Here is a 19,654-nt window from a genome sequence, read left to right as displayed (position 1 = left end):
ATGATGTTTAAGCGCCGGGATAAAAAGGGGCGGCGTTACAATTGGTAACCAGAATTATTTATTCAAGATTACTGAATTATATACTAAATCAAAAAAACAAATGAAAGTTTTAAAAAAGGATTTAGCATCGGCAACAAACATCATTTACGTGATCTGTAGTGTATATAGCTACTTATTTCGGCTTACACATATTTGCAATTTAAAAAGTTAATACATATTATTGTGTAATATTGACACAATGATTGTTATTTGCTGTTAATTAGTGATTTATAAACCAAGTTTAACCAACGACTAAAACTTTATGGCGAATCAATTTAAACTCCTGGCCTTGCTGGGGCTGTTGCCTGCAACCGTAGCCCTGGGGCAAACCAAATGGACAGAAAAAAGATCGGGCGATATTGCCTGGGTGACCAATACCAACGGGCAAAACCTGGGGTATTCTACCACATCGGGCGTAAAAATATTAACGGTGGATGGCTTGGCCTTTAAAGACCTGAACAAAAATGGCAAACTGGATAAGTACGAGGACTGGCGCCTGCCGGTTGATATACGTGCCAGGGACCTGGCATCAAAAATGAGCGTGGAGCAAATTGCCGGTTTGATGCTGTACAGTAAACATCAGCCTATACCCGCTGCACCAGCCGGGCCTTTCGCCGGGACCTACGGCGGTAAAGTATTTGCCGAAAGCGGTGCCAAACCTTATGACCTGTCTGATCAGCAAAAGCAGTTCCTGGAAAAAGATAATGTACGCCATGTGCTCATCACATCGGTGCTGAGCCCCGAAGTGGCGGCGCAATGGAACAATAACGCGCAGGCTTTTGTAGAAGGTTTGGGTCTGGGCATCCCCAATAATAACAGTTCCGACCCGCGGCATGGTACCGTAGCTACAGCTGAGTTTAACGCGGGTGCAGGAGGATCGATCTCGATGTGGCCTGGTTCATTGGGTTTTGCTGCTACGTTTGACCCGAAAGTGGTGGAAGATTTTGGTCATATAGCAGCATTAGAGTATCGGGCGTTGGGGATTGCCACCGCGCTTTCGCCCCAGGTTGATATCGCTACAGATCCGCGTTGGTGGCGGGTGAGCGGTACCTTTGGTGAAGATCCGCAGCTCTCGGCAGATATGGCGCGTGGGTATATCGATGGTTTTCAAACCTCTGTTGGTGATAAAGAGATTAATAGTGGTTGGGGATATGGCAGCGTGAATGCCATGGTAAAACACTGGCCAGGTGGTGGTGCAGGCGAGGGTGGCCGCGACGCGCATTATGGTTATGGTAAATATGCTGTTTACCCGGGTAATAATTTTAAACAACACCTCATCCCCTTCACCGAAGGTGCTTTTAAATTGAAGGGTAAAACAGGTATGGCCGCATCGGTAATGCCTTATTATACCATATCCTTTAACCAGGATACCAAAAACAAGGAGAACGTAGCCAATAACTATAACTCTTATATTATCAATGATCTGCTCCGGAAAAAATATCATTTTGATGGCGTGGTATGTACCGACTGGCTGGTGACGGGCGATGAAACCGCGGTTGATCAGTTTTTGTCGGGCAAATCATGGGGAGTGGAAGGATTGACGGTTGCACAACGTCACTATAAAGTACTGATGGCCGGGGTCGATCAGTTTGGCGGTAATAATGAAGTGGCGCCTGTAGTGGCCGCTTACCAGATGGGCGTAAAAGAACATGGCGAAACTTTTATGCGTGCACGGTTTGAGCAGTCGGCAGTGCGCTTGCTGCGTAATATCTTCCGTACCGGACTTTTTGAAAATCCCTATCTTGATCCGGAGACATCCAAAAGCGTTGTAGGTAATCCGGATTTTATGAATGCTGGTTACCAGGCGCAATTGAAATCCATCGTGATGCTCAAGAACAAAAATAATGTGCTGCCGCTTGCCAAAAACAAAATGGTGTATGTGCCTAAGCAATTTACCCCGGCGGGCAAAAACTTCCTGGGTATGACAACGCCCGAGAAACTGGAATACCCGGTGAATATTGAAACGGTGAAGAAATATTTTAAAGTAACCGAAAACCCTGATGAGGCAGATTACGCATTGGTGTTTATCAATAGCCCAAACAGCGGCGGTGGTTATAATAGCGACGATGCCAAAAACGGCGGCAATGGTTATGTGCCGGTAAGTTTACAATATCAAAAATACATGGCTACCGATGCCCGTGCTACCAGCATAGCAGGCGGTGATCCACTGGAAAAATTTATCAATCGTACGTATAAGGATAAATCCGCAACGGCCATCAATGTAACTGATCTGGCTATGGTGAATGATACTTATGCCAAAATGAAAGGCAAGCCGGTTATTGTTTCTGTGAATATGGCCAACCCGATGGTGTTTTCGGAATTTGAAAAAAATGCTAATGCTATTGTGGTTGATTTTGGCGTACAGGGACAAGCTACCTTAGATATTTTGACTGGCAACAGTGAGCCATCGGCACTGTTACCGCTACAAATGCCCGCGGATATGCACACGGTTGAAAAACAATTTGAGGACGTACCCCATGATATGAAATGCTATGTGGACGATCAGGGCAATACGTACGATTTTGGTTTCGGTTTGAACTGGAAAGGTGTTATTAATGATGCACGTACGGCTAAGTATAAAAAGACTGGGGTAAAGCCTTAAATTGAACATAAGAATACTCCATGTCATTTCGAACGAGGTACGAGGAGAAATCTTCTGCATTGTGCAGGGCTTCAATTGCAAATAGTAAAAGATTTCTCCTCGTACCTCGTTCGAAATGACAACTTTTTTATCTCTTCTGAATGTTTTTACTTTATCCCCAAGATTCTTCAGTAGATGCGACCGGAGAAAGCAGCTCAAGCACAGGTTCAATTTCAAGCTTGCTGGCCCATAGGTCTGCATCGAATTTTTTGAATGATGCTAAAGATGTCAGCAAATCATGGGCTGCCTCATTTTCAAATTGATCAAAATGCATGAATGTTTTACCGTCGGGTAGCAGCCAGCAGCCGTACTTAATACCCGGGTGCTTAATTTCCTTTAATTCCTTTACAATGCCCGCGATATTGGCCTGGTTAATCGGCGCAAATTCTGGTGTGGTGGTATACTGTACTCTTACTATTTTCATAATGATTTGTTTGGGTAATTGGATGAGTAAAAGTACCGGCTAAACAGCATTTGTAAAACGGGTGAAAAGGACATTTTACAGGGTGTTTTGCGACAGGGGTAAAATGAATCCGGGGCTGTCTGCACAGATGGGTATAAAATGACAAGGTTAAAACCATAAATTAGCTGATAGTAAACCTTAAAATATGACTATGAAAAACTGCTTGTTATTATCTGTAATGTTGTTGTGCTGTACTTTGGTTAAGGCTCAAAAAAATGAGCTGACCATAGTGAAAACTGATGCAGGGTTAGTTTCGGGTAGTACCAACGCGGCAGGAGATATACATATATTTAAAGGAATTCCCTTCGCTGCCCCGCCGGTTGGCGATCTGCGCTGGAGAGCGCCACAACCTGTAAAGTCATGGGAAGGCGTAAAACAATGTACAGCCTTTTCGGCTAGCCCCATGCAGCCTACGCCCCGTGAGTTTGGGGTTTACACCAAAGAGTTCCTGATCCCCGCTGAACCCATCAGTGAGGATTGCCTGTATCTGAATGTATGGACAGGAGCCCGGTCATCCGCAGAAAAACGACCGGTTTTGGTTTATATCTATGGCGGCGGCTTTTCGACAGGAGGTGCAGCCGTACCCATTTATGATGGCGAGGCGACCGCGAAAAAAGGGGTAATATTTGTGGTGATCAATTACCGGGTTGGCATATTTGGTTTCCTGGCCCATCCGGAGCTGAGCAAAGAGTCGGGCCATAGTGCTTCCGGAAATTATGGGCTGATGGATCAGCTGGCGGCATTGAAATGGATTAAACAAAATATCAAAGCTTTTGGCGGCGACCCCGATAACGTAACCATTGCCGGGCAATCTGCCGGTTCCATAAGTGTAAATTACCTGGTGGCATCACCATTAGGTAAAGGTTTATTTCAAAGGGCTATTGCCGAAAGCGGCGCAGGGTTTATCGGTCAGAACAACTCCGAACTAGCCGGGGCTGAAGCCAATGGTGTAAAAACAGCGCAGGCATTAGGCGCAAATTCCATTGCTGAATTACGGGCAAAGCCGGCCGCCGAACTGGTGGGCAAAGGTCAACAAAACCGCCCCATTGTTGATGGCTATGTATTGCCTCAAAGTATAGCGCAAATTTTTGCCGAAAGTAAACAGAACGATGTGCCACTGCTCACCGGTTGGAACGAAGACGACGCGTTTGTGGGCAAACTAAAAAACGCGGCAGATTACCGGTCCGACGTATTGGAACAATACGGGATCCGGTCCAATGCTTTTATACAGCTTTACCCGGCGAATACCGATGCCGATGCTGCAACTGCGCAGATCAGGATAAACCGCGACAAACTATTCGGCACACAGAATTATACCTGGGCCAATGCGCAAAGCGAAAAGGGCAAGGCAAAAGCGTACGTTTACCGCTTTACCCGCCGCCTGCCTGCCACTGCCGATTTTGTAAAGTATAGGGCCTTCCACTCTGGCGAGGTGGCTTATGCTTATGATAACCTCCGGTTTTTAAACCGCCCATGGCAGCCCGTTGATCATCAATTAGCCAAAATAATATCAGCTTACTGGGTGAATTTCGCCAAAACGGGCAATCCCAATGGTAAAGGATTGCCCGTGTGGCCTGCCTATAATACGCGTGATAACCAGATTATGATATTAAGCGAAAAGCCGGCAGCCACAACCCTGCCTGATAAGGCCGCTTTGGATTTTATGCTGAAAGAAGTGAGCGGAAAATAAGACTTATAATTTTTGTTGTTTGATGAGGTTTTCCAGTGCCTGCAGGTGTTTTTTAAATGCGGCGCGACCTTTTTCAGTCACCGAATAGCGGGTATTGGGTTTACGGCCGATAAAGCTTTTTTGCACCTCCATATAAGCCTCTTTTTCCAATGCTTTCAGATGCGAGGCCAGGTTGCCATCGGTAAGCTCCAGTAACTCTTTAAGCGAGTTAAAATCGTAGCTTTCATTGGCAACCAATACGCTCATGATCTGCAGGCGTATACGGTTTTCAAATGCTTTATCAAATTGTTCTAACGATATTTTCACGAATCGTATTTAAAGTGCATCACCGCACCATATATAATATGCAGCACGCCAAAACCGATGGTCCAGAGCAACAGGCCATACCCCGGAATCAGCGCGGCAAGCAAACCTAATAAAATCTCAATTATCCCCAAACTCTTTACGCCCGAATAGGTGTAATGACTGCCGGCTACCAAAGCCAGGCCATAGAATATCAGCGTGGCCGGTGCAACAATACCATAATGACCATGGTAAATGAGGATAAAAGTAAACAAGCCACCGCTTACCAATGGAATGGCCATATTGATCAGCAATCTTTTGCTACCGGTGCTCCAGAAAGGACGCCCGATTTTACGGGCTTTTTTGTACGATAACCAAAAGCCTGTACCAATGGAAAAAATAAGGACGGCGAAGGCTACCAGGAATAACTCGGTGATAAATACAATATTATCGCCCTCATAATTACCAGTTTTGAGCAGGTTGTAGCCGATACCCGCACCTATAAGTGCATAAATACCCGCCATAACGCCCGACAGGCCGCTGAGCGAAATGAACTTGGCCGAGCGCTCCATCAGGTCGCGGATAGAGCTGAGCTCGGCGTGAATGTCTTTTTCTTCCATTGAAAGTGCTTTGATTTTCAAAGTTAATAAGATAGTTTGGAATTGCAAGCGGAGGGAATAAAACGTTACAGGTACGAAGTTTAGATTTGTCATCCTGAGGAACGAAGGATCTATTCGTCGGTTTGCACAGCGTATACCCGCTCTTGGCCGCTGGAGGGCCAGTTACTTTGCAGCCACAAAGTAACCAAAAGGCTTTCAGCAGAAATGCTTCTTTGCGCTCATAGCCTTTGCCCCGCAAATCGGATAGAACCAGGGCTGCAATTATTTTGCCCAACTTCGTTCGCGCATTTCCCCTCGCTTCAGTAAAAACTTGCTATGCCCCTCCAATGGCACTTGGCCACCATTGTTCTGCCCGCTTTCGCCCGAAGCTTACCTGCTGAGGGGAAGAAAAAGCACTTTCAATCAATAATTCACTAATTCAATAATTAAACTGCGTTAGCGATAGCAGTGGATACCGGCCCGTGACTAACGCCTTGTGGCGTATGAGCGGATAGCGCGGGCCGAAGGTAACGCCATATGTAGAGGTGAGAATCAAGAGACAAGAATCAAGACAGGCCAAAACCAATTCAATAAATCATTAATTCAATAACTAATAAGGCTTATCTGCTGATGGGAAAAAAAACCTTATAATGTCGACTCCGTAATTCACCAACTCAGTAATTAAATCATGGTAATCCTTTAATCCTAAAAACGGCGCAGCCCTCTTGAACACCAATGAAAATAAACGATAAGTGAAAAATCATGGTTCAGAAATCACTAACGCTAATTCATTAATTAATCGCCTCCACCCCGCGTTTTCCTGCTAACAAACGGAGAGCCTTAAGAAGACATGACTAAGATGATGATACGGCGTGGTGAAATAAGAAGAAATCGAAGCATTGATTATTTTAATTATATTTTCAATAATTATTGAAAATTCAAAATAAATAGTAATTTTGTGTTATTGAATCGCAAGAACATAAAATTACAGCAGTATGAAAACGCTAAAAGATCATGTGATACTATTTGATGCCGAATGCCCCATGTGCAGTGTATATACCAAAGCTTTTGTTAAAACAGGCATGCTGGCCGCTGGTGGTCGGCAGGCTTACCAGCAGGTACCCGAAAGCAGCTGCCCTGTGTATGACCGCCAGCGCGCCGTTGACGAGATTGCTCTGGTTAGCTTGAAAACCGGCGAAGTAAGTTATGGGATCAGGAGCCTGTTTAAAATAATTGGCAACAGCTGTCCTGTATTCGCACCCTTGTTCGGGTTTAAGCCGTTTGTTTGGCTGATGAGCAAGCTTTATGCTTTTATATCATACAACAGACGGGTTATTATTCCGCCGCCCAAAGTTGGCGATGGGTTTGAATATCAGCCTACATTTAAACTGCATTACCGTATAGCTTACTTGTTGTTTACCTGGTTCATTGTGGGCTATACGCTTACCGCCTATGCGCATTTCTTAAGTCCGATGGTAGCTTTGGGCAATGCTTATCGCGAGTATATGATATGCGGCGGGCAGATCATTTTTCAGGGAACGATAATGAGCTTTTGGGATCGCCGGCAAACCTGGACCTACCTGGGCAACATGATGACTATTTCTTTTGCAGGTAGTTTATTGCTTTTAATTCCGATGGCAATAAACCATTGGCTTCAATTCGGGTCTGAGGTGTACGCCTTGTATTTTATGGGGGTGGCCGGATTAATGTTCCTGGAGCACATCCGCAGAACTAAGTTATTAAACCTGGGTTGGACATTAACCATTACCTGGGTTGCATACCGTATTATTTTATTGGCACTGATCTTAAACCTGAACTAATGAAACCCTACAAAAAAATTGTACTCGCCGGGGGTAACGGTTATCTGGGTACCGTACTGGCGAGTTATTATAAAGACAAGGCAAACGAAGTGGTTATACTGGCCCGTAAACAGGCTAAAACTGTTGATAACGTCCGTACGGTAGTTTGGGACGGTAAAGCCGAAAATGGCTGGACAGTACAACTGGCCGGGGCCGATATGCTGATCAATCTTTGTGGTAAAAATGTGAACTGCCGCTACACCGAAAAAAACAAGGCCGAAATCATTACATCACGTGTTTTGCCTACCGAGCTGCTTGGGCATGCCATACATAAAATGAGCAATCCGCCAAAATTGTGGATCAATGTAACTTCTGCCACCATATACCGTTATGCAGAAGACCGTCCACAGGATGAAGAAACCGGCGAAATTGGTTATGGTTTTTCTATCGATGTATGTAAAATATGGGAAGAGGTTTTCCTGAAAAGCGAAACGCCGCATACCCGCAAGATAGCTTTACGCATGGGTATTGTATTGGGCCGCAGCGATAGTGTTTTTCCACGTTTATTGAACCTGGTTAGGTTTGGGCTTGGTGGCAAACAAGGTACCGGTAAACAATATATTGCCTGGGTACATGAGCAGGATGTAGCCCGCAGTACCCAATGGCTGCTTGATCATTCCGAAATTGAAGGGGTAGTTAACTGTACTGCGCCAGCCGCTATAAAAAATGCCGATATGATGCAAACCATACGCAAAAGCTATGGCATGCCATTTGGCCTGCCTGCACCTGAATGGTTGCTTGACATTGGTGCCGTAGTGATTGGTACCGAACCCGAACTGGTACTCAAAAGCCGCTGGGTAAAACCCAAACGCCTGCTCGACTCTGGCTTTACCTTTCAATATGAAAAAGCCGAGTATGCGGTGCATGATATTTTGAGTATAAAGGGGTGAGTGGGAAGCCTTTCGCTTCTTGTGTAGATAAAGAATATTATTTGTCATCCTGAGGAACGAAGGATCTATTTATGAACCTTGCAAGGTGCGGAATAGATGCTTCACTCCGTTCAGCATGACAAATATTTTTTATTTCTCCACTGCCGCGGGCTTTCAGCCCGTGGTGATTATGGCCTCAGCTTTCAGCTGAATACTAAAGCTGAAAGCTTTAATCATGCCACCCACGAGATACGCTACGCTAATCTCGCGGGAGCGGATCCTTTCACATCACGTCATTGCTGTAATGACGTAATGGTTATTTTCTTATTCCGCGATGGCATGGTAACCCCAGTCAGCACGTTACTTGCGCTTTTCTTATAGCCTACTTATAATTTCCATAAATAACTATTATATTGTGATATGGTCATGCAAAGAGGTGGATGCATTTACATCGTCACCAATCTAACTCATTCGGTTTTGTATATAGGTGTAACATCTGATATCATAACGCGAATATGGGAGCATAAGAATAAGGTCCACCCTAAAAGCTTCACTGCCAAATATAATTGCACAAAGCTGGTTTATTATAATTTTTACCCACACATTGAAGAAGCTATTGCTGCTGAGAAGATTCTTAAAGATCGTAAACGGGAATCAAAGATAGATTTGATCAATAAGTTCAATCCTGAATGGAAGGATTTATATGATGGGTTGGCTAATGAATAGCTTTAGCATTTTTGCTCTGGAAGTAGGGGATTGCCACGCTGCGCTCGCAATGACGGGTAGGATAAACTTTTACTCGTTCTTTTCCCCCGCTTTTTTATTCACCTCTTTGGTCATCTTTAAGGTTAAAAACAATAGTAGCCCAGCAGCAATCACAATAGCTACCCAGATGAATACCGTGTAATCACGACCCGCTTTGGCTGGTTGTTTAGCTTGATAGGCTGTGTTTGGCCCAACCGTTTCATGACTAATTTGCGGGGTGTTATCCCGGATACTATCGGCAAAAAACTTAAGATCATATTCTGGCGCCTGTACCGATTGATCGCCGGCGAGTAAACGGTATGTCTGTTTGCCATCCAGGTAACTGATCAGCGATTCGGCAGATTGGTAGGCATCCACGCTCGCAACAGTTAAAGGTAAATTATCACCATTGTCAATTTGGATGAGCAAATAGCTGGCCTTGGCTGCTATCAGCAGGTCGGTAGCTTTGGCGGAGTTTAGTTCCGCTTCGCCAAGTAATTGTTTATCGTGCCCGGTAAACTGGTAAACCCATACATCCCGCTTAAAATATTTGGGTGCGCTTATGTTTAAATGCAGTTTATTGACCTGGTAACTGTCGTTTAGTTTTAGGGTGATGTAAGTGGTTTTATTGCTATCGGCCCGGGTTAGTTGAACGGGCGAAACCGGGGTGTAGCTTAAAGTAGCGGCGTACTCCGTATACACACCGGCCTGCAAAAATTTAATAGGTGTTTTGTTTTTATCGTTTACCAGCAATTTAAGATAACGGTAATTACTTGCCGGGAACGACAGCGATTGCATGTAAGTACCCTCACTGTTTACCACGGCTTCTTGCAATGGGATATCTTCCTGGATGGCGAACCATTGTTTCAGATCGTCGCTGCCTACCAGGCTTACTTTGCGCTGTACTGCCGTGTTTTGCAGTTTTATCCACAGACGATCAAGCGCCAGTCCGGTTTTATTTTCAATGGTAAAAGTGGTGCCGGTATCGGTACTTAGCTTTGCATCAACCTGGTTAAAAACCACAAAACTTTTCTGGTCTTTCTGCGGCAGGCTTCCGGCCTGTATATAAGGGATAAAATTACCCTTGGCATCAACTATCCGGATGTCGGACAGATCGGCTTTTGCTTTGGCCACAAAGGCAGGCAGCAGATTGATACGATAAAAACCGGGACTATCTACCTTGGGCAAGGCCGCCTGGTACTTGAAATTTTGCTGTGCCGATGCCGACAGCATCAAACCGCAAAATAGCGCCGTGAGGGTTAATATTTTATTCATCCTTAGGTTTGGCTTCATCATCAACAATAATTTTTTTAACCTTTTGGTACATGAATGATATCACCAGCAGTATAATGCCCAGGCAAAAGAAGGCCGCTATTTTGCCAGCTACCGGTATGTTATTGATATCGAACAAAAATAATTTAAGCAGCGTTAACGAAAACAGGCTTAACGATACTATCCGCATTACTTTTAATTTGTGGCGCATTCCCAGCCACATCAGCGCGAAAGACAGCAATCCCCACAAAATAGGCAGGCCGGTTTTGATATAAACCGTTTCGATACGATTTATAGAGTGGCTATTTCCATAAAACAGCAAATTGCTCAGCAGGCTGATCTCCAAACTTAAAAACAATACCACCGCCGCACTGATAAGCCAGGTGAACAATACCTTCATGCCGGCATCCAGGTTTTTCTGGCTCAGGCGAATAATGCGGTAAAACAACAAACCAACAAAAATAGCGGCTATCCAATGCGCCGTAAAATGACCGGCAGGCACTTTGTGCTGCTCGAGCATCAGGCGCTGCAAGTCGAAAAACTGCGGGGTTAAAGCCAGATAAACTGTAACGCATATCAGGAGTATGGCCAGCCTTATTTTTTCGTTAAAATTGAGCGCTTTTACTTTTAACGATGCCAGGTAATATACATACACAAATGCAGGCGTATACAGCATCATATATAAAATGTTAAGCGGGGTATTTGGGAAATGATGTACAAACTGATGGTTCACCTCAAACAAGCCGCTTAAAAATAAAAGCGCCAGGGCAGTGATACTGAAAACATGCCGGTCGATTGCAAACTCCTGCGGCGCGGGGGCTTTGTCTTTACTCACCAGCACCGATAACAGGTACGAGCTGATAGCCGCAACCAGTGTAGTGATAAAACCCTTATTGGCAATAACGGTAAGGCTTAAATCATTGTCTACATATATCTGGTACCAATCCATCAGCAGGCTCAGCAGCATAGCTACCCAAAGCAGCAGCGAGGTAAGTTTCATGAGCTGGATGGATGAGCGCTGATACAACCAGTAGAGCAGTACCGTTTCGGATGCCCAGAATATAGTGATGCTGTGCCCATGTAGCTGTATTGGCGCAGCCAGCGAAATAAAGGTAAGCGTTATGCCGATGAGCAGGTACAAAATATTGGTATCAACCTTGCGATTGCGGAACAGCACGTAGGACAATACCAGGTTTACCACGCCCAGGCTTATACAAAACAAGCCGCGGAACTGCTCTTCCTTCATCACCGTAAGCAAATACAGGCCTGCGGCAAAATAAAGCGCAGTGTTGCTCAGCAGGATGGTAAAATCCGAGGCAATGAATTTTTTATTTTCCTTAACATTATGCGCCACATTGATAATAAAGTATAGCACATAAAAAATGCTGGCATAAATAAAGCCTATGTGGTACGATGGCGCGGTAAGCGTATATAGTACCGATGCGAAAACAATAACCGTAAACACAAAACTGATAATGTTAAGCACCCGCCAGGCTTTAAAATAAGATATGACAAGCAAGCCGGTATTCAAAATCAGCAGATATATAAATAAAGCATCGTAATTGGCATGCCCGGTACTTACCATAAACGGACTGGCAAAACCACCTACCAGGGCAATCACGGCCAATTCCTGCTTATCATACAGCAGCGAAAGCACCACCGCGAAAATGGTGATCACAATGAGAATAATAAAAGCTACTGTTTGACTGAACAGGTTAAACTGGTGAAAGGCCAGTGTAATGGTAAAATAAAACACAGCCAGACCGCCACCTACCAATACCGAGCTAAACGCTTTATAGCTGTTACGCAGGCGGTGCGCAATGCCAATTAAAATGGCTCCGCACACCACGCCGATACCCACACGACCGATAGGGCCTACCCAGTCATTATCAATAGCGTATTTTACAAAAAAACCGATGGCCAAAACCAGTATGGCGATACCAATTTTGTTGATCAGGTTTTCGCCGATGAATTTTTCCAGATCGGGGTGACTTTCAAAGAAAGATGGTTTCGGTTCCCTGGGTTTCGGCGCCGTATGTTCGCCGGTTTTTACAGGTCTGTGAATGGCCGACAGGCTATCTGATATCACTTCGGGCTGGCGCTCAATATGATCTGGTTTAATAAATTCGGGTTCCGGTTGTGGTTCGGGAGGTGCAACAGGTTCGGGCTGGGGAACATTAATGGGTTCATCTTTAACAACAGGCGGTGTTGGGGTGATGGCCGGTTTAGGTTCCTCCGTTTTCCTGGCCTCCTCATCCGTGAAACGCGATGTCTTTAAACGCTCAATTACTACCTTTAGCTCCAGTATTTTTAGCTCCAGATCGGCTATTTTATGGTTAATAGCGGTTTTATTATTTACCACCAAATAAATAATAAGCAGCAGTAAAAGTACGGTTACAATTTCCATAGATACAGGTTTGGCAAAAGTTAAATATAGATGATTTATGTAAGGCAAGTACATAAAAAAATATTTAACGCTGATTTACAGGTGATTCCCATTTTTGCTTATAGGTATTATTATGTCAGGCTCGCTTTTTATTAACAGGGGTAATTATTAATTTTAAAGGCCATGAAAAACATACTTTTATTGCTCTTTTTACTGCCATTAACTTCGCTGGCTCAGCAGAATTATCCTGCCACTATTGATAATTTTATGCAGGCCCAGGTTAATATCAATGGCTTCAACGGCAATGTACTGGTTGCAAGGGCCGGAAAAGTGATTTACCAAAAAGCATTTGGATACCGTAACTACGATACAAAACAATTGCTTGATACCAACTCCGTGTTTGAATTGGCCTCAGTTTCCAAACAATTCACGGCCATGGGTATCCTGATGTTGATGGAAAAAGGCAAACTCTCCTTAACAGATACCCTGCGAAAGTTTTTCCCGCAGCTGCCATATAAAGGTGTAACCATACAAAACCTGCTCACACACACATCCGGTTTGCCCGATTATATGAGCGCCATGGAAAATAAATGGGATCATAAAAAGATCGCTTTTAATGATGATATGATCAATTTTCTGGCTTCAGAAAAAATCCCGGCCAATTTTGCCCCCGGTAAAAAGTTTGAATACTCCAACACCGGTTATGCTATCCTGGCCAGCATCATTGAAAAAGTATCCGGCTTAACGTACCGGTATTTTATGTATAAAAATATTTTTGGCCCGCTGCGGATGGATCATTCACAGGTTTATAATACCAGGCGTTCATCAACAGACACCCTTGCCAATTATGCTTATGGATATGTTTTTGCAGATAGTTTGAAAAAATATATAATTCCCGATAGCTCGAAAAAAGACGATGCTGTTTTTTACCTGGATGGTATTTCAGGAGATGGCACCGTTAATTCAACAACCGGCGATCTCTTAAAATGGGATAGGGCAATAAAAAATAGTACATTACTCAGCCTGGCTACGCAGAACGAGATGCTTTCCACACAATCATTAATGGATACCTTAACAAAAAAGTATTACGGTTATGGTGTGAGCATCGGGGCCGATCAGTTTGGGGTTGCTATCAGTCATAGCGGCGGATGGCCGGGATACCGCACTATTTTAACCCGCTACCCGGTACAAGATATTACCATTATTGTTTTATCCAATAACGAATCGGAGGTATCGGCGATAGCTTATGGTATTACCGGGGTCTTGTTTGATATGCGGGTGGCATTACCCTATGTGCATAAAGAAATAACTGTTGATGCTGCTATATTAAATAAGTATTTGGGTAGTTATTCGCGCAAGCTCCAGGCTTTAACCTTAAATTTCGATATCATCAAAAAAGATGGGAAACTATATCGCCATCAGCATGGCGCAGAGGATGTAGAACTGAAACCCGAATCAAACATCAAATTCTTTTATGCTGATGGCACCGACAGGCAGATAGAATTTGAAACTGATAAAACGGGTTCTGTGACCGGTGGCTGGTTCATCAATTCAGGTGTCCGGTCCGAACTGCATAAGGCAAAAAAATAACGTCAGAATGCCGTGCATTCTGATTTTGCAGATAAGATATAGGCTAAATCAATTAATTACTTTAGCTATCATTATAAATTATATGCCAACGGCTTTCCCCTGCCGCTAATTACCGTAAATAAAACCTGATGATGAAGCCAGTTTTTAAGCACATCTTGCTGCTCTTTTGTTTATTGATCACCACGGCTGCCAATGCGCAAACCGTTTCCCCATCACTCTTGCGCGGCCATTGGAAAGCCGTATGGATCACCGCCGCCGATGAACCGGCAAAAGATTATGGCGTTTATCATTTTCGAAAAAACATCAGCCTGACCGCTAAGCCCGCATCATTCATAGTCCATGTATCGGCCGATAACCGGTATAAACTGTACGTGAACCAAACACTGGTATCATTGGGACCTGCCCGTGGTGATACCTATTACTGGAATTATGAAACCGTCGACCTGGCTCCATATCTCAAAACGGGCAATAACAGCATAGCTGCCCTGGTTTGGAACGAAGGCGATTACCGGCCCGAAGCGCAGATCTCTATCCGCACGGGTTTTATTATGCAGGGTAATACCGCCGCCGAAGAAATAGTGAATACCGATAAAACCTGGAAATGCATCCGCGATAAAGCTTACCGGCCGCTTACCGGTATCGGTTATCATCCATATTATGTTGCAGGTCCGGGCGAACTGGTGGATATGAACGCCGCTATCAAAAACTGGAATGCTGCTGATTTTGACGACAGCTCCTGGAAAAATGCTACCAGGGTTGACTATGGTAACCCCAAAGGTACCGTGAATGCTTTTGGCTGGATGCTGGTGCCATCCTCCTTGCCGCAAATGGAATTGAAATATCAGCGCATCCCCGTGCTTCGCAAGGCCGAAGGTGTAAGTGCCCCCAAATCTTTTCCCTCGGCAAAAACAGCGCTTACCATACCCGCTAATGCTACGGCTACTTTACTGCTCGATCAAACTTATTTAACCAATGCCTTTGTTACGCTCAACTTTAGCAAAGGAAAAAATGCATCGATCAAATTAACCTATGCCGAATCCATGTTCAATAGCCTGGCTCACGGTATAGTTAAAGGTAACCGGAACGATGTGGACGGGAAGATTTTTGCCGGTCGCCGGGATAGTATTATTGCTGATGGCTCGACCGATCAAACATTCACTACCCTGGCCTGGCGCACTTACCGGTACATCCAGTTACAGGTTAAAACGGGGGATGATCCTTTAATCATCGATGATATTTACGGCACCTTCACCGGTTACCCCTTTCAGCTGAATGCCAAATTGGAAACCGGCAAGCCCGAAATGCAAAAGATCCTGGACATTGGCTGGCGCACCGCCCGCCTTTGCGCCGGCGAAACTTACACCGACTGCCCCTACTACGAACAACTGCAATATGTTGGCGACACCCGTATACAAGCCCTGGTATCGTACTATAACAGCGGCGACGACCGCCTGGCCCGCAACGCCATCAGCCAGATGGATCAATCGCGCATTGCCGAGGGATTAACCCTGAGCCGTCATCCGTCGTTCTCGCCGCAGATCATTTCTACCTTTTCTTTATGGTACATCGGCATGCTGCATGATTACTGGATGTACCGGCCCGACAGCGCCTTTGTAAAAGATAAACTGGAAGGGGCAAGGGCTGTACTCGCTTTCTTTAGCAAATACCAGCAAGCCGATGGCTCCCTGAAAGATACACCCTACTGGACCTTTGTAGATTGGGTAAGCGATAAAGGCTGGGATTTTGGCGAAGCTCCCCAAAGTAAAGAAGGCCATTCCGCGGTATTGGATCTGCAACTAATGTGGGCCTACAACCAGGCGGCCGAGATGGAAGCAAAAATGGGTATGCCCGCCTTTGCCAAAATGTACAAGGCTAAAGCCGCACAGTTGAAAGTTACTATACAAAATAAATACTGGGATGCGGGCCGGCAACTATATGGCGATACAGAAGATAAACAACTGTTTTCGCAGCACACCAACACCCTGGCTGTACTAACCGGCATGCTGGCCGATGCCGATGCTACAGCAGTATGCAAAAAAATGCTTACCGATACCTCCATCACCAAATGCACTATCTATTTTAAATACTACCTGCACCAGGCTCTAATAAAAGGTGGTTTGGGTAACAATTACCTGCAATGGCTGGATATATGGCGCAAGAATATCGATATGGGCCTCACTACCTGGGCCGAAATATCCGACCTGGAACATAACCGCTCCGACTGCCACGCCTGGGGCGCCAGTCCGAATATTGAGTTTTACCGGACGATATTGGGAGTGGATAGCTATGCGCCCGGTTTCAACCAGGTTAAGATTGAACCCCATTTAGGCGATCTGAAAAGCGTAAGCGGCGAAATTCCGCATCCTAATGGCAAGCTGTCTGTAAAGTATCAATTGATAAAAAACAAATGGACAGTTTTGATCAATCTGCCGCCAAATACATCGGGGCTGTTGATATGGAAGGGTAAAAGTTACCCGGTTAAAGCAGGTGAGAACAAATTGAGTATTTAAAATAATAATAGTGAAGAAATAGCACTAATTTGTCATGCTGAACGGAGTGAAGCATCTGCTGGGCGCTTGTAAAGTTCGTTAATAGATCCTTCACTTCGTTCAGGATGACAGATTTTGAATTGTTACCCTTCTGAAAGGTGATATTGGCATAATGTGTTTATTATCAAATATTTGTAAGTTTGATATAGTTAATTAAACCCAAACCTATGAAGAAGATAATTATAGTTAGCTCGTTAAGCCTCGTGGTGATCATGATGTATTCCTTTAGCCGGGCCGAAAAGAAACCGTCGGGAGATATTTTAATTCCGGAAGGTTACCGTAATTGGACCCATGTGAAAACCGCTGTCAACAATCCTGCATTTGCATCACATTCGGGCTTTCATCATATCTATGCCAACGCAAAAGCCTTAGAGGGTTATAAAACGGGCCAGTTTGCAGATGGCGCTATCATTGTGTTTGATGTATTGGAATCCCTGCCCCAAAAAAACGGGGATATATATGAGGGCAAAAGAAAACTGATAGATGTAATGGTTAAAAACAACTCGCAGTTTAACGAAACGGGCGGCTGGGGATATGAGGAATTTATCTATAAAGATAGTTTAACCACAAAGGCGCTGCATCCTACAAAAGAACAATGTTTTAACTGTCATAACACCCGCAAAGCCAATAGTTTTATTTTTAGTAGCTACCGGGGTTAAAGCGTTTTTTGAGTAGGCCCTCCAGGCGCGAAGCAATCCTTACCTCGGTTTGCGTTTACAACGCCATGACGATGCAATCGTTGTGCTATAATAAGTATTCGTTGCAAACGAGCGCAGATAAAATATTTTTTTTTAAAAGTCGATCAGCAAAATTTAACAGGTCTTTCAGCGTTATGTAACAAAAAAATTACATACCGTATGGAAAAAATACCCCTATTACTGCTCGTGGTGCTGCTGTGCGCCTGTAAAAAAAGCGACCAGGAAATGACTGCCGAAAGAAAAAAGACTGACGCGAGCGTAAATATTGATTACGCGCAGGAGATGCGCAATTTTGTGATCGGGATAAGTAAATACGCAAAGAATGCTAATCCCAAATTTGCAATTATACCGCAAAACGGTATTGCATTGGTAACGGTTGATGGCGAGAAAACAAGCGCCCCCAGCACCGCCTACCTCAACGCTATTGACGGCAACGGGCAGGAAGACCTGTACTATGGTTATGACAATGATGACCAGCCTACACCTGCCACCGTTAACAATGACTTAAGGAGCTTCCTGGATATCTCCAAAAAGAACGGGAAAAAGATTCTGGTAACCGATTATTGCTCAACGCCATCAAACATGACCCGATCTTACCAGGTAAACTTTACTAACGGGTATATTTCATTCGCAGCCGATGAAAGAGAGCTGAATAACATTCCAGACTTCCCCGCAAAGATTAATAATGAGAATGCGAACGTCGTTACCTCATTGAGCCAGGCCAAAAATTTCCTGTACCTACTCAATAATACTGATAATTTTAATTCCAAAGCTGATTTTATAAAGGCAGTTACAGCTACAAATTATGATGCTTTGATCATGGATGCCTATTTTGATAAAGCTGCCTTTACCAGCGCCGAAATTAATGCCTTGAAAAAGAAAGCCAACGGCGGCAAACGCATCGTTATTTCCTACATGTCTATCGGCGAAGCGGAGAATTACCGCTATTACTGGCAAAATACCTGGAAACCCGGTAACCCGGTTTGGCTGGATGCGGAGAATCCTAAATGGAAAGGAAATTATAAAGTGAAATATTGGAATAAGGACTGGCAAAAAATCATTTACGGCAACGATGCTTCGTATTTGAAAAAGATACTCAATGCCGGTTTTGATGGTGTTTACCTGGATATCATTGATGCCTTTGAATATTACGAAGGAAATTAGTACTGAAGATTAGGTTAACCCCGTCACCCCCATCTTTGGATGAGGTACCCCCTTTTCGCCTGCAATGAAAAGGGGGCTTTTTTGTTAGCGATAATCATGTTGCGATTGACAGCGGAAATGTGACCGCGCCATTATTTACCGTTTAGCGTACTTATTTATATTTGAAGATGGAATTAAGTCAAACAAAACCACAAATCAAGAAATCAATCTACCTATATCTCCTGCTCACGTTATTGTTTAGTGCTATTGTTTGGATATTGACCCTGCACCAGGGCACAGGCAGGATTGGCGGGCGTATATATGGATACGGTATTATGTAGTGCCCTGCCCTGGCAACTTACCTAACGTGTAAGATCCTCAAACTCGACTTTAAGGGTTTAGGCTGGCAATGGGGAAACCCAAAATACCAGGTGTGGGCTTATTTTGTACCGCTGCTATATGCGGCAATCAGCTATGGCATTATCTGGATGATGGGATGGGGTGGATTTTATAATAAACAGTTCATCAAAGAAGCCGCGCAATCGCTGGGGTGGAGTAATCTTCCCGACAGTGTTTTTATCCCGTTATTTTTCCTGGTTAACGGGGTTGTGGGTTTTTTTGCAAGCATGTCTACAGCGCTGGGCGAGGAGATAGGATGGCGGGGTTTTCTTGTTCCCCAGCTCAGCAAATTGCAGGCTTTACTGCTACCTCATTGATAACCGGGCTTATCTAGGCCGTATGGCATTACCCTTTAATTGTATCGGGAAGCTATAACGGCGGCACACCCTTCTGGTACAGCTTAACCTGCTTTACAGTAGCGATAGTAAGCG

16 protein-coding genes are annotated in these 19,654 nt (G+C 44.4%); 11 read left to right on the top strand and 5 right to left on the bottom strand.

What is annotated here, in order from left to right; genetic code table 11:
• Nucleotides 1–301 precede the first annotated feature (301 nt).
• Nucleotides 302–2,641: a glycoside hydrolase family 3 protein gene (locus FHW89_RS24395; RefSeq protein ID WP_172337669.1), complete on the top strand. Its 2,340-nt coding sequence runs from the start codon at nt 302–304 to the stop codon at nt 2,639–2,641.
• Between the two features lie 151 nt (nt 2,642–2,792).
• On the opposite strand, the gene FHW89_RS24390 is transcribed toward FHW89_RS24395, so the two are convergent.
• Entirely contained in the window at nt 2,793–3,104 is a 312-nt protein-coding gene (locus FHW89_RS24390) for a hypothetical protein (RefSeq protein WP_172337667.1), read from the bottom strand.
• 190 nt (nt 3,105–3,294) lie between these two features.
• Between FHW89_RS24390 and FHW89_RS24385 the strand changes: the two genes are divergently transcribed.
• Nucleotides 3,295–4,833 carry a carboxylesterase/lipase family protein gene (locus FHW89_RS24385; RefSeq protein WP_172337666.1) on the top strand — a complete coding sequence of 513 codons (1,539 nt, stop codon included), beginning with the start codon at nt 3,295–3,297 and terminating at the stop codon, nt 4,831–4,833.
• 3 nt (nt 4,834–4,836) lie between these two features.
• Here FHW89_RS24385 and FHW89_RS24380 read toward each other — a convergent pair whose 3' ends face one another.
• Entirely contained in the window at nt 4,837–5,139 is a 303-nt protein-coding gene (locus FHW89_RS24380; protein WP_172337665.1) for a transcriptional regulator, read from the bottom strand.
• Nucleotides 5,136–5,756: a hypothetical protein gene (locus tag FHW89_RS24375; protein WP_253952314.1), complete on the bottom strand. Its 621-nt coding sequence runs from the start codon at nt 5,754–5,756 to the stop codon at nt 5,136–5,138. Before FHW89_RS24375 ends, FHW89_RS24380 begins: the two co-directional genes overlap by 4 nt.
• A gap of 953 nt (nt 5,757–6,709) precedes the next feature.
• Here FHW89_RS24375 and FHW89_RS24370 point away from each other — a divergent pair.
• The 3 genes from FHW89_RS24370 (at nt 6,710) to FHW89_RS24360 (ending at nt 9,168) form a co-directional block, all read left to right on the top strand.
• The gene (locus FHW89_RS24370; RefSeq protein ID WP_172337664.1) at nt 6,710–7,534 is read left to right on the top strand and encodes a DUF393 domain-containing protein; all 825 of its coding nucleotides are present in this window, start codon (nt 6,710–6,712) and stop codon (nt 7,532–7,534) included.
• A complete protein-coding gene (locus FHW89_RS24365) occupies nt 7,534–8,463 on the top strand; it encodes a TIGR01777 family oxidoreductase (RefSeq protein WP_172337663.1) in 930 nt (309 codons plus the stop codon). The genes FHW89_RS24370 and FHW89_RS24365 overlap by 1 nt, the downstream gene beginning before the upstream one ends.
• A 399-nt stretch (nt 8,464–8,862) precedes the next feature.
• Nucleotides 8,863–9,168 carry a GIY-YIG nuclease family protein gene (locus tag FHW89_RS24360; protein ID WP_371742484.1) on the top strand — a complete coding sequence of 102 codons (306 nt, stop codon included), beginning with the start codon at nt 8,863–8,865 and terminating at the stop codon, nt 9,166–9,168.
• Nucleotides 9,169–9,237: 69 nt separating this feature from the next.
• Here the strand turns inward: FHW89_RS24360 and FHW89_RS24355 are convergent, their stop codons facing one another.
• Entirely contained in the window at nt 9,238–10,461 is a 1,224-nt protein-coding gene (locus FHW89_RS24355) for a DUF3999 family protein (RefSeq protein WP_172337662.1), read from the bottom strand.
• Nucleotides 10,454–12,865 carry a DUF2339 domain-containing protein gene (locus FHW89_RS24350; RefSeq protein WP_172337661.1) on the bottom strand — a complete coding sequence of 804 codons (2,412 nt, stop codon included), beginning with the start codon at nt 12,863–12,865 and terminating at the stop codon, nt 10,454–10,456. The genes FHW89_RS24355 and FHW89_RS24350 overlap by 8 nt, the downstream gene beginning before the upstream one ends.
• 162 nt (nt 12,866–13,027) lie before the next feature.
• Between FHW89_RS24350 and FHW89_RS24345 the strand changes: the two genes are divergently transcribed.
• The 6 genes from FHW89_RS24345 (at nt 13,028) to FHW89_RS28715 (ending at nt 19,540) form a co-directional block, all read left to right on the top strand.
• Complete coding sequence (locus FHW89_RS24345) at nt 13,028–14,434, top strand: serine hydrolase (RefSeq protein ID WP_172337660.1); 1,407 nt, start codon at nt 13,028–13,030, stop codon at nt 14,432–14,434.
• A gap of 128 nt (nt 14,435–14,562) precedes the next feature.
• The gene (locus tag FHW89_RS24340; protein ID WP_172337659.1) at nt 14,563–16,944 is read left to right on the top strand and encodes an alpha-L-rhamnosidase C-terminal domain-containing protein; all 2,382 of its coding nucleotides are present in this window, start codon (nt 14,563–14,565) and stop codon (nt 16,942–16,944) included.
• 206 nt (nt 16,945–17,150) lie between these two features.
• Nucleotides 17,151–17,642 (top strand): cytochrome P460 family protein, encoded by a 492-nt coding sequence (locus FHW89_RS24335; protein ID WP_172337658.1) that lies wholly within the window; start codon nt 17,151–17,153, stop codon nt 17,640–17,642.
• Nucleotides 17,643–17,840: 198 nt separating this feature from the next.
• Nucleotides 17,841–18,845 (top strand): endo alpha-1,4 polygalactosaminidase, encoded by a 1,005-nt coding sequence (locus tag FHW89_RS24330; RefSeq protein WP_172337657.1) that lies wholly within the window; start codon nt 17,841–17,843, stop codon nt 18,843–18,845.
• Nucleotides 18,846–19,012: 167 nt separating this feature from the next.
• Nucleotides 19,013–19,165 (top strand): hypothetical protein, encoded by a 153-nt coding sequence (locus FHW89_RS28720; protein ID WP_216650685.1) that lies wholly within the window; start codon nt 19,013–19,015, stop codon nt 19,163–19,165.
• A 90-nt stretch (nt 19,166–19,255) separates the two neighbouring features.
• Entirely contained in the window at nt 19,256–19,540 is a 285-nt protein-coding gene (locus FHW89_RS28715) for a hypothetical protein (RefSeq protein ID WP_216650684.1), read from the top strand.
• Nucleotides 19,541–19,654 lie beyond the last annotated feature (114 nt).

The organism is Mucilaginibacter sp. SG564 (assembly GCF_013149275.1).
Lineage (GTDB): Bacteria > Bacteroidota > Bacteroidia > Sphingobacteriales > Sphingobacteriaceae > Mucilaginibacter.
This window is presented reverse-complemented; position numbering and strand designations above follow the sequence as displayed.